Source organism: Pseudomonas sp. SZ40 (assembly GCF_052958135.1).
Genome location: NZ_JBQWIF010000007.1, coordinates 1 through 17663, shown reverse-complemented (window position 1 = coordinate 17663; position 17663 = coordinate 1). Strand labels below are relative to the sequence as shown.

The following is a 17663-nucleotide window of genomic DNA, read 5'->3' as shown; positions in this document are numbered from 1 at the left end:
GGAAATGTTGCACGCTTGCTGGTTGAAGTGGGCGTCAAAGGGGCATTTGTGACACCATTGGCCGCAGCAGAGTACAACTGTACTCACCACACTGTGACTTTCACCACAACGCAACAGTCTATGACTAGGCTGCTGGCAGGCGCATCAACGATGCGCAGCCGGCCAGGACGATTTACCCAGCCGAGGCGCGTGGGGATTATTGAGGAGCTCGCATGACCAAACAAAACGCCTTCACCCAGGAAGATCTGTTGCGCTGCAGCCGCGGCGAACTGTTCGGCCCGGGTAATGCGCAACTGCCCGCCCCCAACATGTTGATGATCGATCGCATCGTCCACATCAGCGAAACGGGCGGCAAGTACGGCAAGGGCGAAATTGTCGCAGAGCTCGATATCAATCCTGATCTGTGGTTCTTCGGCTGCCACTTCGAAGGTGATCCGGTGATGCCGGGCTGCCTGGGCCTCGATGCCATGTGGCAGCTGGTTGGCTTCTTCCTCGGCTGGCAGGGCAACCCTGGCCGCGGCCGTGCGCTGGGTTCGGGCGAAGTCAAATTCTTCGGCCAGGTTCTACCTACCGCCAAGAAAGTCACCTACAACATCCATATCAAACGCACCATCACCCGTTCGCTGATCCTGGCAATCGCCGATGGCAGCGTGAGTGTCGATGGTCGCGAGATCTACAGTGCCGAAAGCCTGCGCGTCGGCCTGTTCACTTCCACCGACAGTTTCTAAAGGATCCTTTCCATGCGTCGCGTCGTTATTACCGGTCTAGGCATCGTTTCCTGCCTGGGCAATGACAAAGAAACCGTCTCCGCCAACCTTCGCGCTGGCCGCCCCGGTATCCGCTTCAATCCGGAATACGCCGAAAAGGGTCTGCGCAGCCATGTATCGGGCTCCGTTGACCTGAACCTGGAAGAATTGATCGACCGCAAGCTGTTCCGCTTCATGGGTGATGCCGCGGCCTACGCCTACCTGGCGATGGATCAGGCGATCAAGGATTCCGGTCTCAGCGAAGATCAGGTCTCGAACCCACGCACGGGCCTGATCGCTGGTTCCGGTGGCGCGTCCACGCTGAACCAGATGGAAGCCATCGACACTCTGCGCGAGAAAGGCGTCAAGCGCGTTGGCCCGTACCGCGTGACCCGCACCATGGGCAGCACCGTTTCCGCCTGTCTGGCGACCCCGTTCAAGATCAAGGGCGTCAACTTCTCCATTTCCTCGGCTTGCGCCACCAGCGCGCATTGCATCGGCCAGGCCATGGAGCAGATCCAGCTCGGCAAGCAGGACGTCGTCTTCGCCGGCGGTGGTGAGGAAGAACACTGGAGCCAGAGCTGCCTGTTCGACGCCATGGGCGCCCTCTCCACCCAGTACAACGACACCCCGGAAAAGGCCTCCCGCGCTTACGACGCCCAACGTGACGGTTTCGTCATCGCTGGTGGCGGCGGCATGGTGGTCGTCGAGGAGCTGGAGCACGCACTGGCCCGCGGTGCCAAGATCTACGCCGAAATCGTCGGCTATGGTGCCACGTCCGATGGTTACGACATGGTTGCCCCGAGCGGCGAAGGCGCGGTGCGCTGCATGCAGCAGGCGCTGGCCACCGTCGACACCCCGATCGACTACCTGAACACCCACGGCACCTCGACTCCGGTCGGTGACGTTGCGGAAATGAAGGGTGTACGCGAAGTGTTCGGCGCCAAGGCTCCAGCCATCAGCTCCACCAAGAGCCTCTCCGGCCACAGCCTGGGCGCAGCCGGTGTACACGAGGCGATCTACTGCCTGCTGATGATGGAAGGCAACTTCATCACCGCCTCGGCCAACATCGAGGAGCTGGACCCGGCTGTCGCTGATCTGCCGATCCTGCGTGAGACCCGCGAAGATGCCAAGCTGGACACCATCATGTCCAACAGCTTCGGCTTCGGTGGCACCAACGCCACCCTGGTACTGAAGCGCTGGGCCGGCAACTGATAACTGCCTGATACGAAAAACGGCGCCTTTGGGCGCCGTTTTTTATGCTCCGGGTTTATCACTACAAGCCCGGGTAGTGTATTTCGGCGCTTCAGCGCACCTCGAAGCGCTGCTCGGCCAACTTGCGGTCACCCTGGAAAAGCAGGAAATGCCACTCGCCGGGCACCACTTCGTTATTCTCGGAGAACTCGAATGCCATGACGTCCTGCGAGGCGTCGGGCACCAGTTTCTGTGTGACCACGAACTTGTCGCGGCGCTGGCCATCGCTACCGGTCACGCCCGGAGTGAGGTACAGCAGCGTCAGCGGCTCGCCGTCGACGGTCTTGCCGGTCAGCGTGTAGCGCATGCCGAACTTGGTGCCCAGCTTGGCCGGCACCACGCGGGTCTGCTCGATCTCCTGACTGGATCGGGTAAGCACGCGCTCGCCCGGCTGGAAATCCTTGTGCTGACTGATGAAGACACCGTACTCGACCGGCCCCTGTACGCGAACTTCAGCCTGAGCCAGACCTGCTGCCAGCAGCAGCGCCGTCACTGTTGCGAATCTGATGTGTTGCATCTCACGCTCCTTCTTTGGAATGGCGCGAGGCTATGACGCGGCGATGACAGGCTGATGACAATCAGCGTGGCGCAGGCTGCGCCTCGCGGACATTGCGCGGCAGGATGGCGAGAAAGTTGTCTCTGGCCACCTTGTGGGCGACCTCCTCGGGCAACGCATCGAGGAAGCGATCGAAGCCCTGCATGTACTCGCCCATGCTGTCGAAGCGACCGACTACATCGGAGCCGATCATGAAACGTTCCGGGTAGCGGCCGACCAGCTCTACCCACTTAGGGTCCGGCTTGCCATTTTCGTCGGTAAGGTACGGCCTGAGCATCGTCCAGGACAGATCGACGTACAGATTGGGGTAGCTTTCCAGCATCCGCGCGAGGGTGTCGAAGAGAAAGTCCAGCTTCTCCTGATGACGATGGATCTCCATGCTGGTGCCCGCGTGGGCCCAGATGAAACGCACGTGGGGATGATTGCGCAGCGGCTCTTCGATCTCCTGCAGATAGAGCGGATTACGCTCGCGCTTGGAGGTGATGTTGGAATGCACCATCACCGGCAGATCGTATTCTGCCGCCAGATGATAGACCCGCGTCATGGCCTCGTTGTTGGCCCGCGGGGTACTGCCCTCGATCAGCGAGGTCAGGTCGTCGTGGCGCGTGAACACTTCTCCGATGCCCTGCCAAAGCCCCGGATCGAGCTCCAGCATGCGACGGATATGGGCATCCGAATTCTTGTCGTTGGGGTTAAAACCAGACAGGAACGGGTGAAAACGATGGCGCTGCGCCTCCGGCACCTGCTTGTAGGCGTGGGCGATAAGTACGTCGGTGGCGCTGTACCAGTAGGCCGCGGCATCGTCACCGGCGTAATAGCGCGGGCGCTTGGGCTCGTCTTCGTGCCATTTCTTGGCGACCGGTATGCCCGAGAACATCACGTGATCGACCTTCGCCTCGTCCATGCGCTGCAGCAGTGTGTCCATGCCTGCGCTTTCCTGGAAGAAATCGACGTAGTGCAAATGGGCGTCGCTGTAACGATATTCACGCGCCTCGACAAGACCGGCCAGCAGCCCTGCAGACAATAAAAAACCCAGACGAATCAGATGCATGCAGGCGTCCTCCTGACGTTGAGCAGCATAGACTGTGAGCGCTCGTACCAAGTTCAGCCAATATGGCGGATCGGCGAAGGCTCAGGCGAGACTATTTGTTTCATTGCCGGGGCATCCGTAACCCCTTGTCTCGGGTATAACCCTTGTCACATTCAGGACGCAGCCCATGACAGGACGACGGCATGTCTGACCCGATGTTCGACTACGAAAAAACCCTGGAAGCCTGCGCCCGCAGTGACGAGCGCGCCTTCCAGGCACTGTATCGCCAGGAAGCCTCGCAAATGCTCGGTCTGGCAATCAGCCTGCTGGGCCAACGCGACTCGGCCGAGGACTGCCTGCACGATGCCTTCGTGCAGATCTGGCGCAATGCCGGGCGCTTCCAGCGTTCGCTGGGCAGCGGCCGGGCATGGATCTACAGCATCCTGCGCTACCGCGCGCTGAACCAGCTGCGCCAGCGCGGCCGCACCGTGGCCTTGGCGGACGACATCGCCGATCACCTGATCGACGACAGTCCCTCGGCCGCTCAGCAACACGAACAACAGTCGGACAAGCGTCATCTGCGCGCCTGCCTGCAGAAGCTCGAGCGCCCACGGCGTCATCCGGTTCTGCTGGCGTTCTACCGCGGCCTGACCCATGAGCAGATTGCAGAGCGCCTGACCACCCCACTGGGCACCATCAAAGGGCGCATTCGCAGCGGTCTGCGCGCACTGCAGGAGTGTTTGCAACGATGATAAGCACCGACCCCGCAGAACGCCGTGCGCTCATCGGCGAGTACGTTCTGGGCCTGCTCGAGCAGGATCAGGCCCGTGAAGTCTCCGAGCTGATAGAGCACGATCCCCAAGCTGCCGCCATGGCGTTGGAATGGGAGCAGCACTTTCTCGAACTGAGCGACAGGCTCGAGCCCAGCACGCCCTCGCCGGGCCTGTGGCCGCGCCTGCAGCAAACGCTGAATCTGGGGCAGCGGGCCAGCAATTGGCAGGCCTGGTGGTCGAGCCTCAACACCTGGCGCCTGACCAGCGCGGCCCTGGCGATGGCGCTGATCATCGCCCTGCTGCCGATGCCGTGGCGCAGTGACGTGCTGCCGCCCTCCTACACCGCCGTGTTGCAGCCGCCTGGCGAAGCGGCAGCACCGGGCTGGGTGGTGCATATCGATGCCACGGGCACCTTGCTGCTTGAGCCACTGCGTGAAGACCAGGTCGCCGCAGACCGCTCGGTGCAGTTCTGGACGCTGGTCGATCCGAAGGACGGCCCGCGCTCGCTCGGTCTGGTCGAGCCGGGCGAACGCCTGACCCTGTCCGCCGAGCAGATCGGGGCAGTACGTGCCGGCCAGCTGTTCGAATTGACCCTGGAGCCGTCCGGTGGCTCGCCACTGAACAGACCGACGGGCGAGGTGCTGTACATCGGCCGCGCTGTGGTGGCGGCGCTGGACTGAGCGGATGCACATGAAAGATCGGCAGATGTAAGCAAACATTTCCACCGACATCTGCCGCTTCATCTCATGGGTATAGGTATCAGGTGCTTCATCACGGTGCCTGGATGCGAGCGCGAAGAGACCTTCGCGCCTTACCCATAGAGAGGACGCTCATGAACATTTCCAAGAAAATGCTCGGTATCGCCATCACCACCGCTGCTCTGGGTTGTGCCACTGCCAACGCCGACAATCTGTTGGCGCTGAGTGCGGACGGCAAACTGCTGCACATCGACACCAAGACCCTCACCGTCGCTTCCGACGTGAAACTCAGCGGCGTATCAAGCCTGCGCGGCCTCGATGTACGCCCGTCCAACGGTTGGATCTATGGCCTGGATGACGCTGGCCAGCTCTACACCGTCGACGCCAAAACTGGCGCGGCCAGCAAGGCTGCCAAACTAAGCCAGGCGTTGCCAGGCAACGGCCAGGCCGTGGTGGACTTCAACCCGGTAGCCGATCGTCTGCGCCTGCTGGCTGCCGACGGCACCAGCCTGCGCGTCAACGTCGAGAGCGGTGAAGTCGTGGTAGACGGCAAGGTCGCCTATGCCAAAGACGGTCCGTACGCGGGCAAGACCGCCAAGGTAGTCGCGGGTGCCTACACCAATTCTTACAAGGGCACCGAGAAAACCGCGCTGTACACCGTCGACCTGGCTACCGGCAACCTGATGCTGCAGAACCCGCCAAATGACGGTATTCAGCAAGTCGTGGGCAAGATCGCCGATGGCCTTAAAAGTGCGGCTCTGGACATCAAAAGTGACGGTAAAGGCGGAAACACCGCTTACCTGCTGACCGGCACCACGCTGCACCAGGTGAATCTGGAAACCGGCAAGGCCAGCGCGCTGGGCGAGATCAAGAATCTGCCTGCCGACATCATCGACATCACTGTCCTGCCAGCCAAGTAAACACCAGCAGGGGAAGGCCGAGCGGCCTTCCCCTGTATCGGTTCGCGTTACTCGAACACCTCATCAAGCAGATTGTTCATCGCCTTGAAGGCACGCGCCGCGACAAGCGGGTGGTATTGATTGCTACCCGGCGTATTGGCCTTCGGATTGGTGAACGAATGCACCGCACCACCGTAGCTCACCAGCTGCCAGTCCACCTTGGTGGCCTTCATTTCCGCCACGAAACCGTCGACCTGCGCCTGCGGAACTGCCGGATCATCCGCGCCGTGGAGCACCAGTACCGGTGCCTTGATGTTATTCGCGTCAGCCGGGTTGGGCGTATCCAGATTGCCGTGGAAGGACACGAAAGCCTTCAGCGGAGCCCCCGAACGGGCCAGTTCCAGAACCGTTCCGCCACCGAAGCAGAAACCGATCGCACCCAGTTTGGAGGTATCCAGAGCGACCTGAGTGGTCTGCGCCTTGAGGACTTCGACCGCAGCCTGGGCGCGCTTGCGCATCAATGCCCGGTCACTGCGCACGGCGGTGGCCGCTTCCTTGGCTTCGTCGGCATTGCTGGGGCGGATGGCCTTGCCATACATGTCGGCCATGAACACCACGTACTTGTCTCCGGCCGCACGCGCCGCTTTCTGGGCAGACGCATCGTTGACGCCCATCCAGTTGGGCACCATCAGCAAGCCTGGACGCGGGTCGGTAACGGCATCGTCATAGATCAGCAGGCCTTCGAACGGCTCACCATCGATTTCGTAGGGGACGTTCTTAACCACCACACCCGCTTCGGCCAACCCCGCCAGCCCCAGCAACGCTACCGACAACAGTGATTTCTTCATTGTTTGACTCCCATCGTGCATGTGCCCACTCGATACAGCCGAAGCTGCGCCAGAGCCACAAGGAAGCACATTTGCGGCGTCAGGGAAACCCATGACGCCGCAGCCGGGAGTGGATTCAGGCGCTGGCGAACAGCGCGTCGATCTGCTCCTGAGCCCCGCGCAGGGCATTGGCTTTCGGCTCTTCGCCATAGGCCAGGCCTTCGGCACGCACCACCTGGATATCGGTGATACCAAGGAAACGCAGCACGAAAATCAGGTAATCCTCGTGAGCCTGGCCACTGGCTTGCCCCGCATGCAGACCACCAGCGGTCGAGGCGATGATCACTTTCTTGCCACCTGCCAACCCCTTGGGGCCGTTTTCGTCATAGGCAAACGTCTTGCCGGCCACGGAAACACGGTCGATCCAGGCCTTGAGCTGGCTCGGAATGGAGAAGTTGTACATCGGTGCGCCAATCACGATGGCGTCAGCGGCGAGGAACTCTTCCAGCGTGGCGTCGGCCAGCGCCACTTCATGAGCCTGGGCGGCATCGCGCAGCTCGGCGGGGGTACCACCGGCAACCAGGCTGGCAGCCGAGAAGTGGCTCAGGGCATCGCTGGCCAGGTCGCGGTAAGTGACCTGCAGATCGGCCTGACCGCTCTTCCAGGCGTCGACCACAGCGGCACTGAGCTGACGGGAAGCGGACGCATTGCCGAGAATGCTGGAATCGAGATGGAGAAGTTTCATGGTGGCTCCTTGAACGTTCAGGTTCATCAGTAGATGTTCGATGGATTAATCCTACCGGTGAAGCCAATCGCTGATTAGTCAGTAAAAATGCGATGATGCGTTCTACTGATAGAACAAACCCCGTATTTGTCCTGAGCTGGAGCCTGTGATGCAGGATCTCAACGACCTGATGTACTTCGCCAAGGTGATCGAGCACGGCGGATTCAGTGCTGCCGGGCAACAACTGGGCATTCCCAAATCCCGCCTGTCGCGGCGAGTGGCCGAACTCGAGGCACGCCTGGGCGTGCGTCTGCTGCAACGCACCACGCGCAAGCTGGCGCTGACCGAGACCGGTGAACGCTACCTGCGCCATTGCCAGGCGATGCTGCTGGAGGCCGAGCAGGCGCAGGAGGCAGTGGCTTCGCTGAGCAGCGAACCGCGCGGAAGGATTCGCATGTCCTGCCCCAGTGAACTGGCCCGCGCCGGGCTGCATCAGGTGATCAGCAGCTTCCTGCTGAAGTACCCGCTGGTTCAGCTCGACGTGGTACTCACCAATCGCCGGGTTGATCTGCTCCAGGAGGGTGTCGACGTCGCTCTGCGGGTACGCGATCAAGGTGATGAGGATCCCTCGCTGATCGCCCGCCAGCTGGCGCCTGCATCGGCCTTTCTGGTGGCCTCCCCGCCCCTGCTACAAGGGCTGAGCATTCAGACCCCGGACGATCTGCAGCAGCTTCCCGCACTCGGCGCGGTGGGAAGTGACCGGCGCATTCACCATGTTTTCAAAAGTCAGTCGGGAATGCGCCGTGAGGTGACTTTCGAGGCACGTCTGAGCATCGAAGACTTCGATATACGTCGGGAAGCGGCACTTCAGGGTCTGGGCTTCACCATGCTGCCGCATACCAAGTGCCTGGCCGATATCGAGGCTGGCCGCCTGATTCGTCTGCTGCCGGACTGGGAACTGCCCGGCGGCCATCTGCAAGCCGTCTATCCTCATCGTCAGGGCATGCTGCCGGCAGTGAGGGCTTGGATCGAACACATGATCCAGGCCAGCGCCGATGGCTGGCTCATGCCTGGAACGGACACGCGCCTTGCCCTGTCAGATCCGCCTGATGACTCTCAATAGCCTTTTCTATCAAACAGGATGCCCGATGACCGCCCGCAAGCCCCACGTTCCCGGTCAGACCGCCCGAATTCTTGCTGTGGTTTTCTTCACCTTCATCGGTTTCCTGTGTGTCGGCCTGCCTCTGGCAGTGCTGCCTGGCTTCGTGCTCAACGATCTGGGCTATGGCTCGGTGATGGCTGGCCTGGTGATCAGCCTGCAGTACCTCGTCACTCTGGTTTCACGCCCCATCACAGGTGTGCTGATCGACCGTATCGGGCCAAAGCGCGCAGTGGTTTACGGCCTCGCCGGTGCCGCGGGCAGCGGCGTGCTGACCCTTGCGGCTACCAGCCTGCATGGTCTGTCCAGTGAGGTGGGTCTGGGCTTGCTGCTCGCTGGGCGGGTAGCGCTGGGCATCTCCCAGGCGCTGATCGGTACCGGCTCGATCACCTGGGGCATCGGCCGGGTCGGCGCGGAGAACACCGCGCGGGTGATTTCCTGGAATGGCATCGCGTCTTATGGCGCCATCGCCGTAGGTGCTCCGCTCGGCGTCCTGATGGCCTCCGCCCTGGGCCTCTGGAGCATCGGCCTGGCGATCACCCTGCTAAGCCTTGGTGCCCTCTGGGTAGCACGCGACAAACCCGCCATTCCGATCATCCAAGGCAAGCGCCTGCCGTTCCATCACGTATTCCTGACCATTGCCCCCAATGGGGTCGCACTCGCGCTGGGCTCCATCGGTTTCGGCACCCTGGCAACCTTCGTCACCCTGTATTACGCCAGCCTCGGCTGGGAGCACGCGGCTTATTGCCTGAGCGCCTTTGGCGTGGCCTTCATCGTCGCCCGTCTGCTGTTCGCCGGCACGATCGAGCGGCGCGGCGGCTACCGGGTCGCGACCATTTGCCTGGCGATCGAAACCCTCGGGCTGTTGCTGCTCTGGCTTGCCCCAATACCGGCGCTGGCGCTTTGTGGCGCCGCGCTGACTGGCTTCGGACTGTCGCTGGTCTACCCCGCACTGGGTGTGGAGGCAATCGGCAATATACCCGCAGCCAGCCGCAGCTCGGCCTTGGGCGCCTACGCGCTGTTCTTCGACCTGGCACTGGGCATCGCCGGCCCGCTGATGGGCCTGATCGCCAGCGCCTATGACTACGGTGCCGTGTTCCTCGCCTCCGGCCTGCTCTCGCTGCTTGGCCTTGGGCTGAGCCTACTGCTGCTGCGCCGTGCGGAACGCCCGAAGGAAGTGCAGCCATGACCCGCGAAGAGCTCGTTGCTTTCTGCCTGCACCTGCCAGGGGCTCGTGTCGACTACAAATGGGGCAGCAACCAGGTGTTTTCCGTGGCGCACAACAAGATGTTCGCCATCGTCGATTTTCTCGGGGACAACCTGGCCTTCAAGGTGGATGACGCACTGTTTCTCGGTTTAACCGACCGCCCGGGCGTTCGCCCGGCGCCCTACCTGGCCCGTGCTCACTGGATCAGCATGAACGGTAGCAAGCCGCCCATCGGTGACGAAGAGCTACGTGAGCTGCTGACCCGCTCTCACCAACTGGTCGTGCGGCGGCTGCCCCGGAAACATCAGGTCGGCTTGCTGCTCGACCTATAGCAAACCGCCCAGCCGGCCGCCGGTGTAAGCCCCGGCCATGAATACCTGGTCAGCCCAGAACAGCTGGTGCAACACCACGATGATCCAGAACAGCCCCTGATAGGAAAGTTTGCGCGTCTTGTGCCTGAACGCTTGCTGCGCCAGCAAGGCGCCCGGCCAGCCGCCTGCCAGCTCGACCAGATGCAGGGTGTTTTCCGCAATGCGCTGACGGCCACGCTGGGCACTGCTCTTGTCGCGCCAGTAGAGAATGAAGCACAGCACGCTGGCCAGCGGGTAAAGCAGCAGCGGCCAGATGCTCTGCCCCTCGGATAGCCAGCGCAGCGCGCCAAACGCCGGCAAACTACACAGCGCCGCGAAGATCATCAGCTTGGCAGCTGGATTGCGCAGTGCGCTCGATGTCCGGCGGGCATCGCGCGCATGTGGCTTGGCTGCGCGCCCTGCCGCGGGCGGCGATGTACGGGACGGTGCGGCAGCCCGCGGCTTGACACGAATCTGCGGCTGATCGACGGCCAGCTCACCCGCCAGGCGCAGGTGCTCGGCACGCAAGCGCCCTTTCTCGTCACGGCCAGCGACGAACAGCACCTGATCGCCGGCATTGGGTCTGCGATCACCGCGCATCGCCGAGATATGCGCGAAGACTTCGGCACCGCCCGCAGCGGGCTGAATGAAGCCGAAGCCCTTGTCGTCATTCCAGCTCTTGATTCGGCCGGCCTGTTCCTTGGTCTGCATAGGTCTTCACTGTCTGGCGAGGCAATCAGCCCTCTGCCGTGCTCCAGTCGATCCAGCCGAATTGCCAGGTCGCCAGGATCACCAGGCCAAAGGCGATCCGGTACCAGGCGAACACCGCGTAGCTGTGGTTGGCGATGAACACCAGCAGTGCGCGTACCGTCAGCATGGCAACGATGAACGTGGTGACGAAACCGATGGCGAACATCGGCAGATCGCTCCACTGCAGGATTTCACGATACTTGTAGAGCGAGTAGACGGTGGCCGCGACCATGGTCGGCATGGCCAGAAAGAACGAGAACTCGGTGGCCGCCTTGCGTGACAGGCCGAACAGCAGGCCGCCGATTATCGTCGAGCCGGAGCGCGATGTACCCGGGATGAGTGCCAGGCACTGTGCGCAGCCAACCTTGAGGGCCAGTTTCCAATCCATGTCATCGACCGACTCGGCGACGATGCGGTGCTGGCGCTTCTCCGCCCAGATCATCACCACACCACCGACGATCAAAGCAGCGCTGACGGTGATGGGATTGAACAGCCAGTGCTCGATGATATCCGCGAACAGCAGGCCGAGAATCACCGCAGGAATGAAGGCGACCAGGACGTTGACCGTGAAGCGCCGCGCCATCGGATCGCTGCCCAGGCCGGTCACCACCGAAGTGATGCGCTGACGAAACTCCCACATCACCGCCAGGATCGCGCCGAGCTGGATGATGATCTTGAAGGCCGTGGCGCGTTCACCATTGAACGACAGCAGATCGCCAACCACGATCAGGTGCCCGGTGCTGGAAATGGGCAGAAATTCGGTGAGGCCTTCAACGATACCCAGGATCAGCGCCTGAAATGCGAGCCAACTGTCCATCAGAACTCCTACGGATGTGCCAGACAGGCTGGCTGGAAAGGGGATGATTCTCGGACTGGAGCGGCTGGTGTAGGTTCCAGCAAGGCCGAAAAAAGCGGCAGTTATAAAGCAGTTGTTTTCAATTTCAAACAGCTATCAATGCAATCTCTCGAATTGCCGCCCTAACGCAACGTGCTGTGGCAAGACGCCCCGAGTGGCACGGGATAGAATGCGCCCCCTACACCACCACGCATTCAGGGGTTCCATGTCACCGCTCGAAGCCTGCGCCTCCCTGCTCGGCCTGCTCGCCGTATGGCTGACCGTGCGCCAGAATCCCTGGTGCTGGCCCGTCGGCCTGGTCATGGTGGTGCTCTATGCCTGGGTATTCTTCGAGGCTCGGCTGTATTCCAACGTGCTGCTGCAATTCGTCTACGCCGCCCTGCAGCTCTACGGGTGGTGGCACTGGACTCGGGGCGACCGCCCCGACGAGCGCCTCCACGTGTCACGCCTGAACCTGCGCCAGACAACCACGGGACTGGCACTTGGCCTACTGGGCTCGATCATGCTGGGCGTGCTGATGACCACCTACACCGATGCCAACGCCCCCTGGCAGGATGCCACGCTGTGCGCCTTCAGCCTGGTCGCGCAGGTGTGGATGGCCAAGAAGCGCCTGCAATGCTGGGCGCTGTGGATCGTCCTCGACCTGCTGTTCGTCGCGCTGTTCATCGACCAGGCGCTCTATTCAACCGCCGCCCTGTACGGCCTGTTCACCCTGCTGGCCTGCCACGGTTGGCTGACCTGGCGCCGCGAACTGGCGGTGCGTGCACCATGAAAGTTCTGGTACTGACGGGTCCGGAGTCCAGCGGCAAGAGCTGGCTGGCCAATGGGTTGCAGCAGCGCTTCGGGGGAATCATCGTTGGTGAGTACGTGCGCCACTTCATCGACAGCGAGCAACGCGATACCTGCTACGCCGACATACCCGCCATCGCCAGGGGCCAGTTGGCCTGGGAAGACGCCGCACGGGAGAAGCTCCCTCACCTGCTGATTCTCGATACCCACCTGCTGAGCAATATCCTCTGGAGCCATGAACTGTTCGGTGACTGCCCCGACTGGATGGAACAGGCCCTGCTCGAGCGCCAATACCATCTGCATCTATTGCTCGACCCTCGCGGGGTCGAATGGGTCAGTGACGGCCAGCGTTGCCAGCCGGAGCTCGCACAACGGATCGCGTTTCATCAAGCCTGCGCTGCGTGGCTGACAGCCCATGGGCAGACCGTGGTGGAAATTGCAGGGACCTGGAGCGAGCGTCAGAACGAAGTGATTGGCCTGGTTGAAACCTGGCTGGCAACTGGCGAATAAAAATCTCCGGGAGAAATCCTGATGCCCCTACGGCGATCCGCAGTTTGGTCGCTGGGGGTCGCAGACCAACAAAAACCCTACGAATTTCACGGGATGCATGCGTGGCATCTTGCCATTATCCGCCAGCATGGGCATAAAGGAGCACGACTAGAAGAACGCCACAAGGACGTCACCGATGCGCCTGATTCGCCGCACCTTGCAGATCATGCTTCTGTTGTTGCTCATCGCATTACTGATTGTCGTCTACTTCATCGCCAACCCCAATCTTCCCGACTACAAGCCGGCAGATAAGGTGCATTACCTTGGGCAATGGAGCGAGCAGGAACGTCAGTTCTACTACTACACCCCCCAGGGAACGCGGGTGAAGGGTCTGCAGTACGCATGGTTCTCGGCGCTGGAGCTGCCCTTCGGCAAGGCCAAGTTCGCCGACCCCGACTACCTGGCACGTTTCGGCTTTCTCACCCAGCCCGGGCAAAAGGCCACGCCACTCAATCCTGGCAACCTGCCGGTGGGCTTCGCACGCCATCAGGATGACGAAAGCGGCGTTGAGTACCTGGACATCACCTGCGCCGCCTGCCACACCGGCGAGCTGCGCTTCAAGGGCCAGGCGGTGCGTATCGACGGCGGCGCAGCCTTGCACTCCCTGGCCTCCACCGTGCCGACCCTAAAGGGGGGCAGCTTTGGCCAGTCCCTCGGCATGAGCATGGCGTTCACCTACTACAACCCGCTGAAGTTCCGCCGCTTCGCCCGGGAGGTATTGGGCGAGCGCTACGAGCGCGAGTACGACACCCTGCGGGTAGAATTCAAGCAAGTCCTCGATCGGCTGCTGAGTACCGCTTACAACGACTGGCACAGAGGCCTGTACCCGACCGAAGAAGGCTTCGGCCGTACCGATGCTTTCGGGCGCATCGCCAATACCGTGTTCGGTGACAGCATCGACGCGGCCAATTACCGGATTGCCGATGCACCGGTCAGCTATCCGCACCTCTGGGATATCTGGAAATTCGACTGGGTGCAGTGGAACGGCTCGGCCATGCAGCCCATGGCACGCAACGTCGGCGAAGCGCTCGGCGTTGGCGCGACGCTGCATCTGCTCGACGAGAACGGCCAGGCTGTCGCGGAAAATCAGCGCTATGCCTCCAGCGTCCGCATCCATGATCTCTATGAACTGGAAGAGACGCTCAAGCGCCTGCAGCCACCGGCGTGGCCGGAAAAGATCTTTGGCAAGGTGGATATCGCCCTGGCCAGCCGAGGGCGTGCCCTGTTCCAGGAAAACTGCGCCCACTGTCATGCGCCACAGGTCGTTCCGCCAGACAAGCGCATGGCCCCGGAGCGCGACCCCGAGTGGTACCTGCGGGTCATTCCAACGTCCATAGTCGGTACCGACTCCACCACCGCTGACAATATCGCGGACCATCGTTTCGACGTCAGCAAACTGGGCTGGACGAAAGCCAAGCTCGCGAAACTCGACGTCAAACTGTTCAGCAACAGCCTCGACAACGTCGACTTGCGCGCCATCTCCACCGCCGAAGCGCTGGCCTACATCACAGCCTATGTCGAAGAGCGGGCCTATCGCGACAACGGCATCACGCCGGAGCAGCGCAAACGCATGAACGGCTATGGCCTGAAAATCGGCGTACAGGAGATCCGCGGCTACAAGGCACGCCCTCTGGACAGCATCTGGGCCACCCCGCCCTTCCTGCACAATGGCTCGGTACCCACGCTCTTTCATCTGCTGTCGCCGGTCTCGGAGCGTCCCAGCCAATTCTGGGTAGGCAACTTCGAATTCGATCCCCAACATGTCGGCTTCGTAAGCGACAAGTTCCCCGGCGGCTTCCTTCTCGATACCCGTATCAAAGGCAACGGCAACAACGGTCACGAGTTCCGCGACGGTTGCCGCAACGACGGCGCCATCGGCCGAGGCCTGCAGCCGGAGGAGCGTTGGGCGCTGGTCGAGTACCTGAAAGTGCTGGGTAATGCGCAGTTGGAAAACCAATTGAGCGAAATGCCGAGCAAACCATGGAGTCCCGGCCCGTTCTGCCAGGGCAGCGTGACGGCCAACGATGAGGAGTCCAACGATGCTTAAACGATTCTGGCTTTGGCTTGGCAGGCTTCTGGGTAAAACGCTTTTTGTGCTGCTGGTCGTCGGCCTCGGTGGCTGGGCAATAGGCACCGCCTACTACAGCTGGAAGTTTTCCGGGCCGGTTTCCAGCGAGGAACAGATTCCTGCCAACGAGGCAGCCTATACCGAGGGCATCATCGAGGACGCCATTCGTGTGGTCGAGCAGCACCGCGACAACACTCGCGTGCTGCGCGACGCCCATGCCAAGGCTCACGGCTGTGTGAAAGCCGAAGTGACGGTGCGTGCCGAGCTCGATGAAACCCTGCGCCATGGCGTACTCAGTGAGCCGGGCAAGACCTGGCAGGCCTGGATGCGCCTGTCCAACGGAAACGCTTACCCGCAGTTCGACCGTGCTCGCGATGCCAGAGGGATGGCCATCAAGCTGCTCGACGTACCAGGCAACAAGCTGATGGCCAATCCACGCCATGCCGACGAGCAGGATTTCGTGATGTTCAATCATCCGGCATTCTTCGTGCGTGACGTCGCAGAGTACCGCAGCAACTTCGCCGCCCAGGCGGATGGCAAGAAGGCGCTGGCCTTCTTCCCCAGCTGGGATCCCCGCACCTGGGAGATCCGCCACCTGATCATTGCCTTGAAGACGCTTTCGCCGGCGCCGAGCAGCCCGGTCGAGACGACCTACAACTCGATCGCCCCCTTCAAGCTTGGGCCACACAACATCAAGTATCGGGTCGTCCCCAGCCCCGAAAGCTGTCCGACCTACGCGATCCCCAAGCCCAACACCGACCTGCCCAACTTCCTGCGCAGCGCGCTTTATCAGCAGCTGTCACTGGACCGCATGCCGGCCTGCTTCGCCCTGCAGGTGCAGCGGCAGAATCCGAGCCATTACATGCCGATCGAGGATCCCAGCGTGGAATGGGACGAGCGAATTTCTCCATTCGAAACGGTCGCCGACATTCGCCTTCCAGCCCAGGATTTCGACAGCTCGGAGCAAAACCTGTTTTGCGACAACCTGTCGTTCAATCCCTGGCACGCCTTACCGGAGCATCGCCCAATCGGCGGTATCAATCGCCTGCGCAAGGCAGTCTACGAAGCGGTAAGCGTCTATCGCCACGAACGTAACGCCGCCCAGCCCCAGTGAAGGCCCTACAATGTGCAGCAGGCTGCTAGAATCGCAGCCTGTTCGCACTGTAGACAAAGAGACTGGCCTTGGAACTGTTCAAAGAATTCATCTTCGAAGCCGCCCACCGGCTCCCCCACGTGCCTGAAGGCCATAAATGCGGGCGCCTGCACGGCCACTCCTTCCGCATCGCGGTCTATATCGAGGGAGAGGTCGACCCGCATACCGGATGGATCCGCGACTTTTCGGAGATAAAGGCCATCTTCAAGCCGATCTACGAACAGCTCGACCACAACTACCTCAACGACATACCTGGCCTGGAAAACCCGACCAGCGAAGTACTTGCCAAGTGGGTGTGGCAGCAACTCAAACCGCTGCTCCCTGAACTGTCGCGCATTCGTATTCACGAGACCTGCAGCAGCGGCTGCGAATACCGCGGCGACTGACCCCTCCCACACCTCGTGGAAAGACCAAAGCCCGCCTTGTGCGGGTTTTGTTTTTTCATTCGAGCGACCCAGCGAACCGCACGCCGCCCCAGGTTACGCCTTCGGCCGCCCAGGCTACAAAGCCTGCCGCTTCACCCTTCCACCACTGCCCCACGCGCAGGACGACCTGCTGCAGGAGCCGGCTTGCCGCGATGCTCTTGACCGCAGCTCGCCAGCAAGCTGGCTCCTACACGTGGCCCGCAGCCTGGGCTGGCGACGCGAAACCTGGGGCGCGATCCGTAGGGCAGAAGACGCCGCCCCCTTCCACCACGCGCCGCGCGCAGGACGACCTGTTGTAGGAGCCGGCTTGCCGGCGATGCTCTTGATCGCGGCTCGCCAGCAAGCTGGCTCCTACACGTGCTCCGTAGCCTGGGCTGGCGACGCGAAACCTGGCGCGCTATCCGTAGGGTGGAAGACGCTTCACCCTTCCACCACTGCCCCACGAGCAGGACAGCCTGCTGTAGGAGCCAGCTTGCTGGCGATGCTCTTAACCGCGGCTCGCCAGCAAGCTTGCGCCTACGTGCGGCCCCCCCAGACTTTTCTGGCGCCGAAAAGACGAAACCCCAGACCTCTGTCGAGATCTGGGGTTTCTGGTAGAAGCTTGACGATGACCTACTCTCACATGGGGAGACCCCACACTACCATCGGCGATGCATCGTTTCACTACTGAGTTCGGGATGGGATCAGGTGGTTCCAACGCTCTATGGTCGTCAAGCAATCCGGTTGGGGAGTCGATGTTTAGGTCGCTTCCCCGAATTGGGTATGTGATATCAGTTGGTATTGCGTGTTCTTGCAAATTTTCGGCATTACTGTCGACTTCTACCGTCTAACAGCCAAATTGTTTGGGTGT

19 protein-coding genes and 1 rRNA gene are annotated in these 17663 nt (G+C 61.6%); 13 read left to right on the top strand and 7 right to left on the bottom strand.

Features of this window, described 5'->3' with window-relative positions:
* Positions 1-212 precede the first annotated feature (212 nt).
* Positions 213-728, top strand: coding sequence for a 3-hydroxyacyl-[acyl-carrier-protein] dehydratase FabA (gene fabA / locus ACT9T4_RS07950; protein WP_042553806.1), 516 nt, complete (start codon positions 213-215; stop codon positions 726-728).
* Positions 729-740: 12 nt separating this feature from the next.
* Entirely contained in the window at positions 741-1961 is a 1221-nt protein-coding gene (fabB, locus tag ACT9T4_RS07945) for a beta-ketoacyl-ACP synthase I (protein WP_042553807.1), read from the top strand.
* A 91-nt stretch (positions 1962-2052) separates the two neighbouring features.
* Here the strand turns inward: fabB and ACT9T4_RS07940 are convergent, their stop codons facing one another.
* Together ACT9T4_RS07940 and ACT9T4_RS07935 are read right to left on the bottom strand one after the other, a co-directional pair.
* Positions 2053-2517, bottom strand: coding sequence for a DUF3859 domain-containing protein (locus ACT9T4_RS07940; protein WP_499116368.1), 465 nt, complete (start codon positions 2515-2517; stop codon positions 2053-2055).
* 61 nt (positions 2518-2578) lie between these two features.
* Positions 2579-3607: an amidohydrolase family protein gene (locus tag ACT9T4_RS07935; protein WP_499116366.1), complete on the bottom strand. Its 1029-nt coding sequence runs from the start codon at positions 3605-3607 to the stop codon at positions 2579-2581.
* 182 nt (positions 3608-3789) lie between these two features.
* On the opposite strand from ACT9T4_RS07935, the gene ACT9T4_RS07930 reads away from it, so the two are divergent.
* The 3 genes from ACT9T4_RS07930 (at position 3790) to ACT9T4_RS07920 (ending at position 5977) form a co-directional block, all read left to right on the top strand.
* Positions 3790-4338, top strand: coding sequence for a sigma-70 family RNA polymerase sigma factor (locus ACT9T4_RS07930; RefSeq protein ID WP_179538023.1), 549 nt, complete (start codon positions 3790-3792; stop codon positions 4336-4338).
* Positions 4335-5039: an anti-sigma factor gene (locus tag ACT9T4_RS07925; protein ID WP_042553811.1), complete on the top strand. Its 705-nt coding sequence runs from the start codon at positions 4335-4337 to the stop codon at positions 5037-5039. Before ACT9T4_RS07930 ends, ACT9T4_RS07925 begins: the two co-directional genes overlap by 4 nt.
* Positions 5040-5191: 152 nt before the next feature.
* Positions 5192-5977 carry a DUF4394 domain-containing protein gene (locus tag ACT9T4_RS07920; RefSeq protein WP_257026827.1) on the top strand — a complete coding sequence of 262 codons (786 nt, stop codon included), beginning with the start codon at positions 5192-5194 and terminating at the stop codon, positions 5975-5977.
* Positions 5978-6024: 47 nt separating this feature from the next.
* Here the strand turns inward: ACT9T4_RS07920 and ACT9T4_RS07915 are convergent, their stop codons facing one another.
* Both ACT9T4_RS07915 and ACT9T4_RS07910 read right to left on the bottom strand, forming a co-directional pair.
* Positions 6025-6804 carry a dienelactone hydrolase family protein gene (locus ACT9T4_RS07915; protein WP_042553812.1) on the bottom strand — a complete coding sequence of 260 codons (780 nt, stop codon included), beginning with the start codon at positions 6802-6804 and terminating at the stop codon, positions 6025-6027.
* A 115-nt stretch (positions 6805-6919) separates the two neighbouring features.
* On the bottom strand, positions 6920-7528 hold the full coding sequence (locus ACT9T4_RS07910; RefSeq protein ID WP_042553813.1) for an FMN-dependent NADH-azoreductase: 609 nt from the start codon (positions 7526-7528) through the stop codon (positions 6920-6922).
* Between the two features lie 148 nt (positions 7529-7676).
* On the opposite strand from ACT9T4_RS07910, the gene ACT9T4_RS07905 reads away from it, so the two are divergent.
* The 3 genes from ACT9T4_RS07905 to ACT9T4_RS07895 are packed head-to-tail and all read left to right on the top strand — an operon-like array spanning position 7677 to position 10205.
* Positions 7677-8630 (top strand): LysR substrate-binding domain-containing protein, encoded by a 954-nt coding sequence (locus tag ACT9T4_RS07905; protein ID WP_042553814.1) that lies wholly within the window; start codon positions 7677-7679, stop codon positions 8628-8630.
* 25 nt (positions 8631-8655) lie between these two features.
* Positions 8656-9855, top strand: a complete 1200-nt coding sequence (locus ACT9T4_RS07900; RefSeq protein WP_179538021.1) for an MFS transporter — start codon at positions 8656-8658, stop codon at positions 9853-9855.
* Positions 9852-10205 carry an MmcQ/YjbR family DNA-binding protein gene (locus ACT9T4_RS07895; RefSeq protein ID WP_042553816.1) on the top strand — a complete coding sequence of 118 codons (354 nt, stop codon included), beginning with the start codon at positions 9852-9854 and terminating at the stop codon, positions 10203-10205. Before ACT9T4_RS07900 ends, ACT9T4_RS07895 begins: the two co-directional genes overlap by 4 nt.
* Here the strand turns inward: ACT9T4_RS07895 and ACT9T4_RS07890 are convergent.
* Positions 10200-10934 (bottom strand): DUF1294 domain-containing protein, encoded by a 735-nt coding sequence (locus ACT9T4_RS07890; RefSeq protein ID WP_042553817.1) that lies wholly within the window; start codon positions 10932-10934, stop codon positions 10200-10202. The two genes, ACT9T4_RS07895 and ACT9T4_RS07890, sit on opposite strands and share 6 nt — an antisense overlap.
* A gap of 25 nt (positions 10935-10959) precedes the next feature.
* Positions 10960-11790, bottom strand: coding sequence for an undecaprenyl-diphosphate phosphatase (locus ACT9T4_RS07885; protein ID WP_499116362.1), 831 nt, complete (start codon positions 11788-11790; stop codon positions 10960-10962).
* Positions 11791-12034: 244 nt separating this feature from the next.
* Between ACT9T4_RS07885 and pnuC the strand changes: the two genes are divergently transcribed.
* The 5 genes from pnuC (at position 12035) to queD (ending at position 16774) form a co-directional block, all read left to right on the top strand.
* Positions 12035-12601 carry a nicotinamide riboside transporter PnuC gene (gene pnuC / locus ACT9T4_RS07880; RefSeq protein WP_042553819.1) on the top strand — a complete coding sequence of 189 codons (567 nt, stop codon included), beginning with the start codon at positions 12035-12037 and terminating at the stop codon, positions 12599-12601.
* The gene (locus ACT9T4_RS07875; protein WP_179538018.1) at positions 12598-13128 is read left to right on the top strand and encodes an AAA family ATPase; all 531 of its coding nucleotides are present in this window, start codon (positions 12598-12600) and stop codon (positions 13126-13128) included. The genes pnuC and ACT9T4_RS07875 overlap by 4 nt, the downstream gene beginning before the upstream one ends.
* Before the next feature lie 175 nt (positions 13129-13303).
* Positions 13304-15214, top strand: a complete 1911-nt coding sequence (locus ACT9T4_RS07870) for a di-heme-cytochrome C peroxidase (RefSeq protein WP_499116359.1) — start codon at positions 13304-13306, stop codon at positions 15212-15214.
* Positions 15207-16349, top strand: a complete 1143-nt coding sequence (locus ACT9T4_RS07865) for a catalase family protein (protein WP_499116357.1) — start codon at positions 15207-15209, stop codon at positions 16347-16349. The genes ACT9T4_RS07870 and ACT9T4_RS07865 overlap by 8 nt, the downstream gene beginning before the upstream one ends.
* Positions 16350-16417: 68 nt before the next feature.
* Entirely contained in the window at positions 16418-16774 is a 357-nt protein-coding gene (gene queD, locus ACT9T4_RS07860; protein ID WP_082045780.1) for a 6-carboxytetrahydropterin synthase QueD, read from the top strand.
* Between the two features lie 638 nt (positions 16775-17412).
* Here queD and rrf read toward each other — a convergent pair.
* Positions 17413-17528: ribosomal RNA gene (rrf, locus tag ACT9T4_RS07855) — 5S ribosomal RNA — on the bottom strand.
* Positions 17529-17663: the final 135 nt, after the last annotated feature.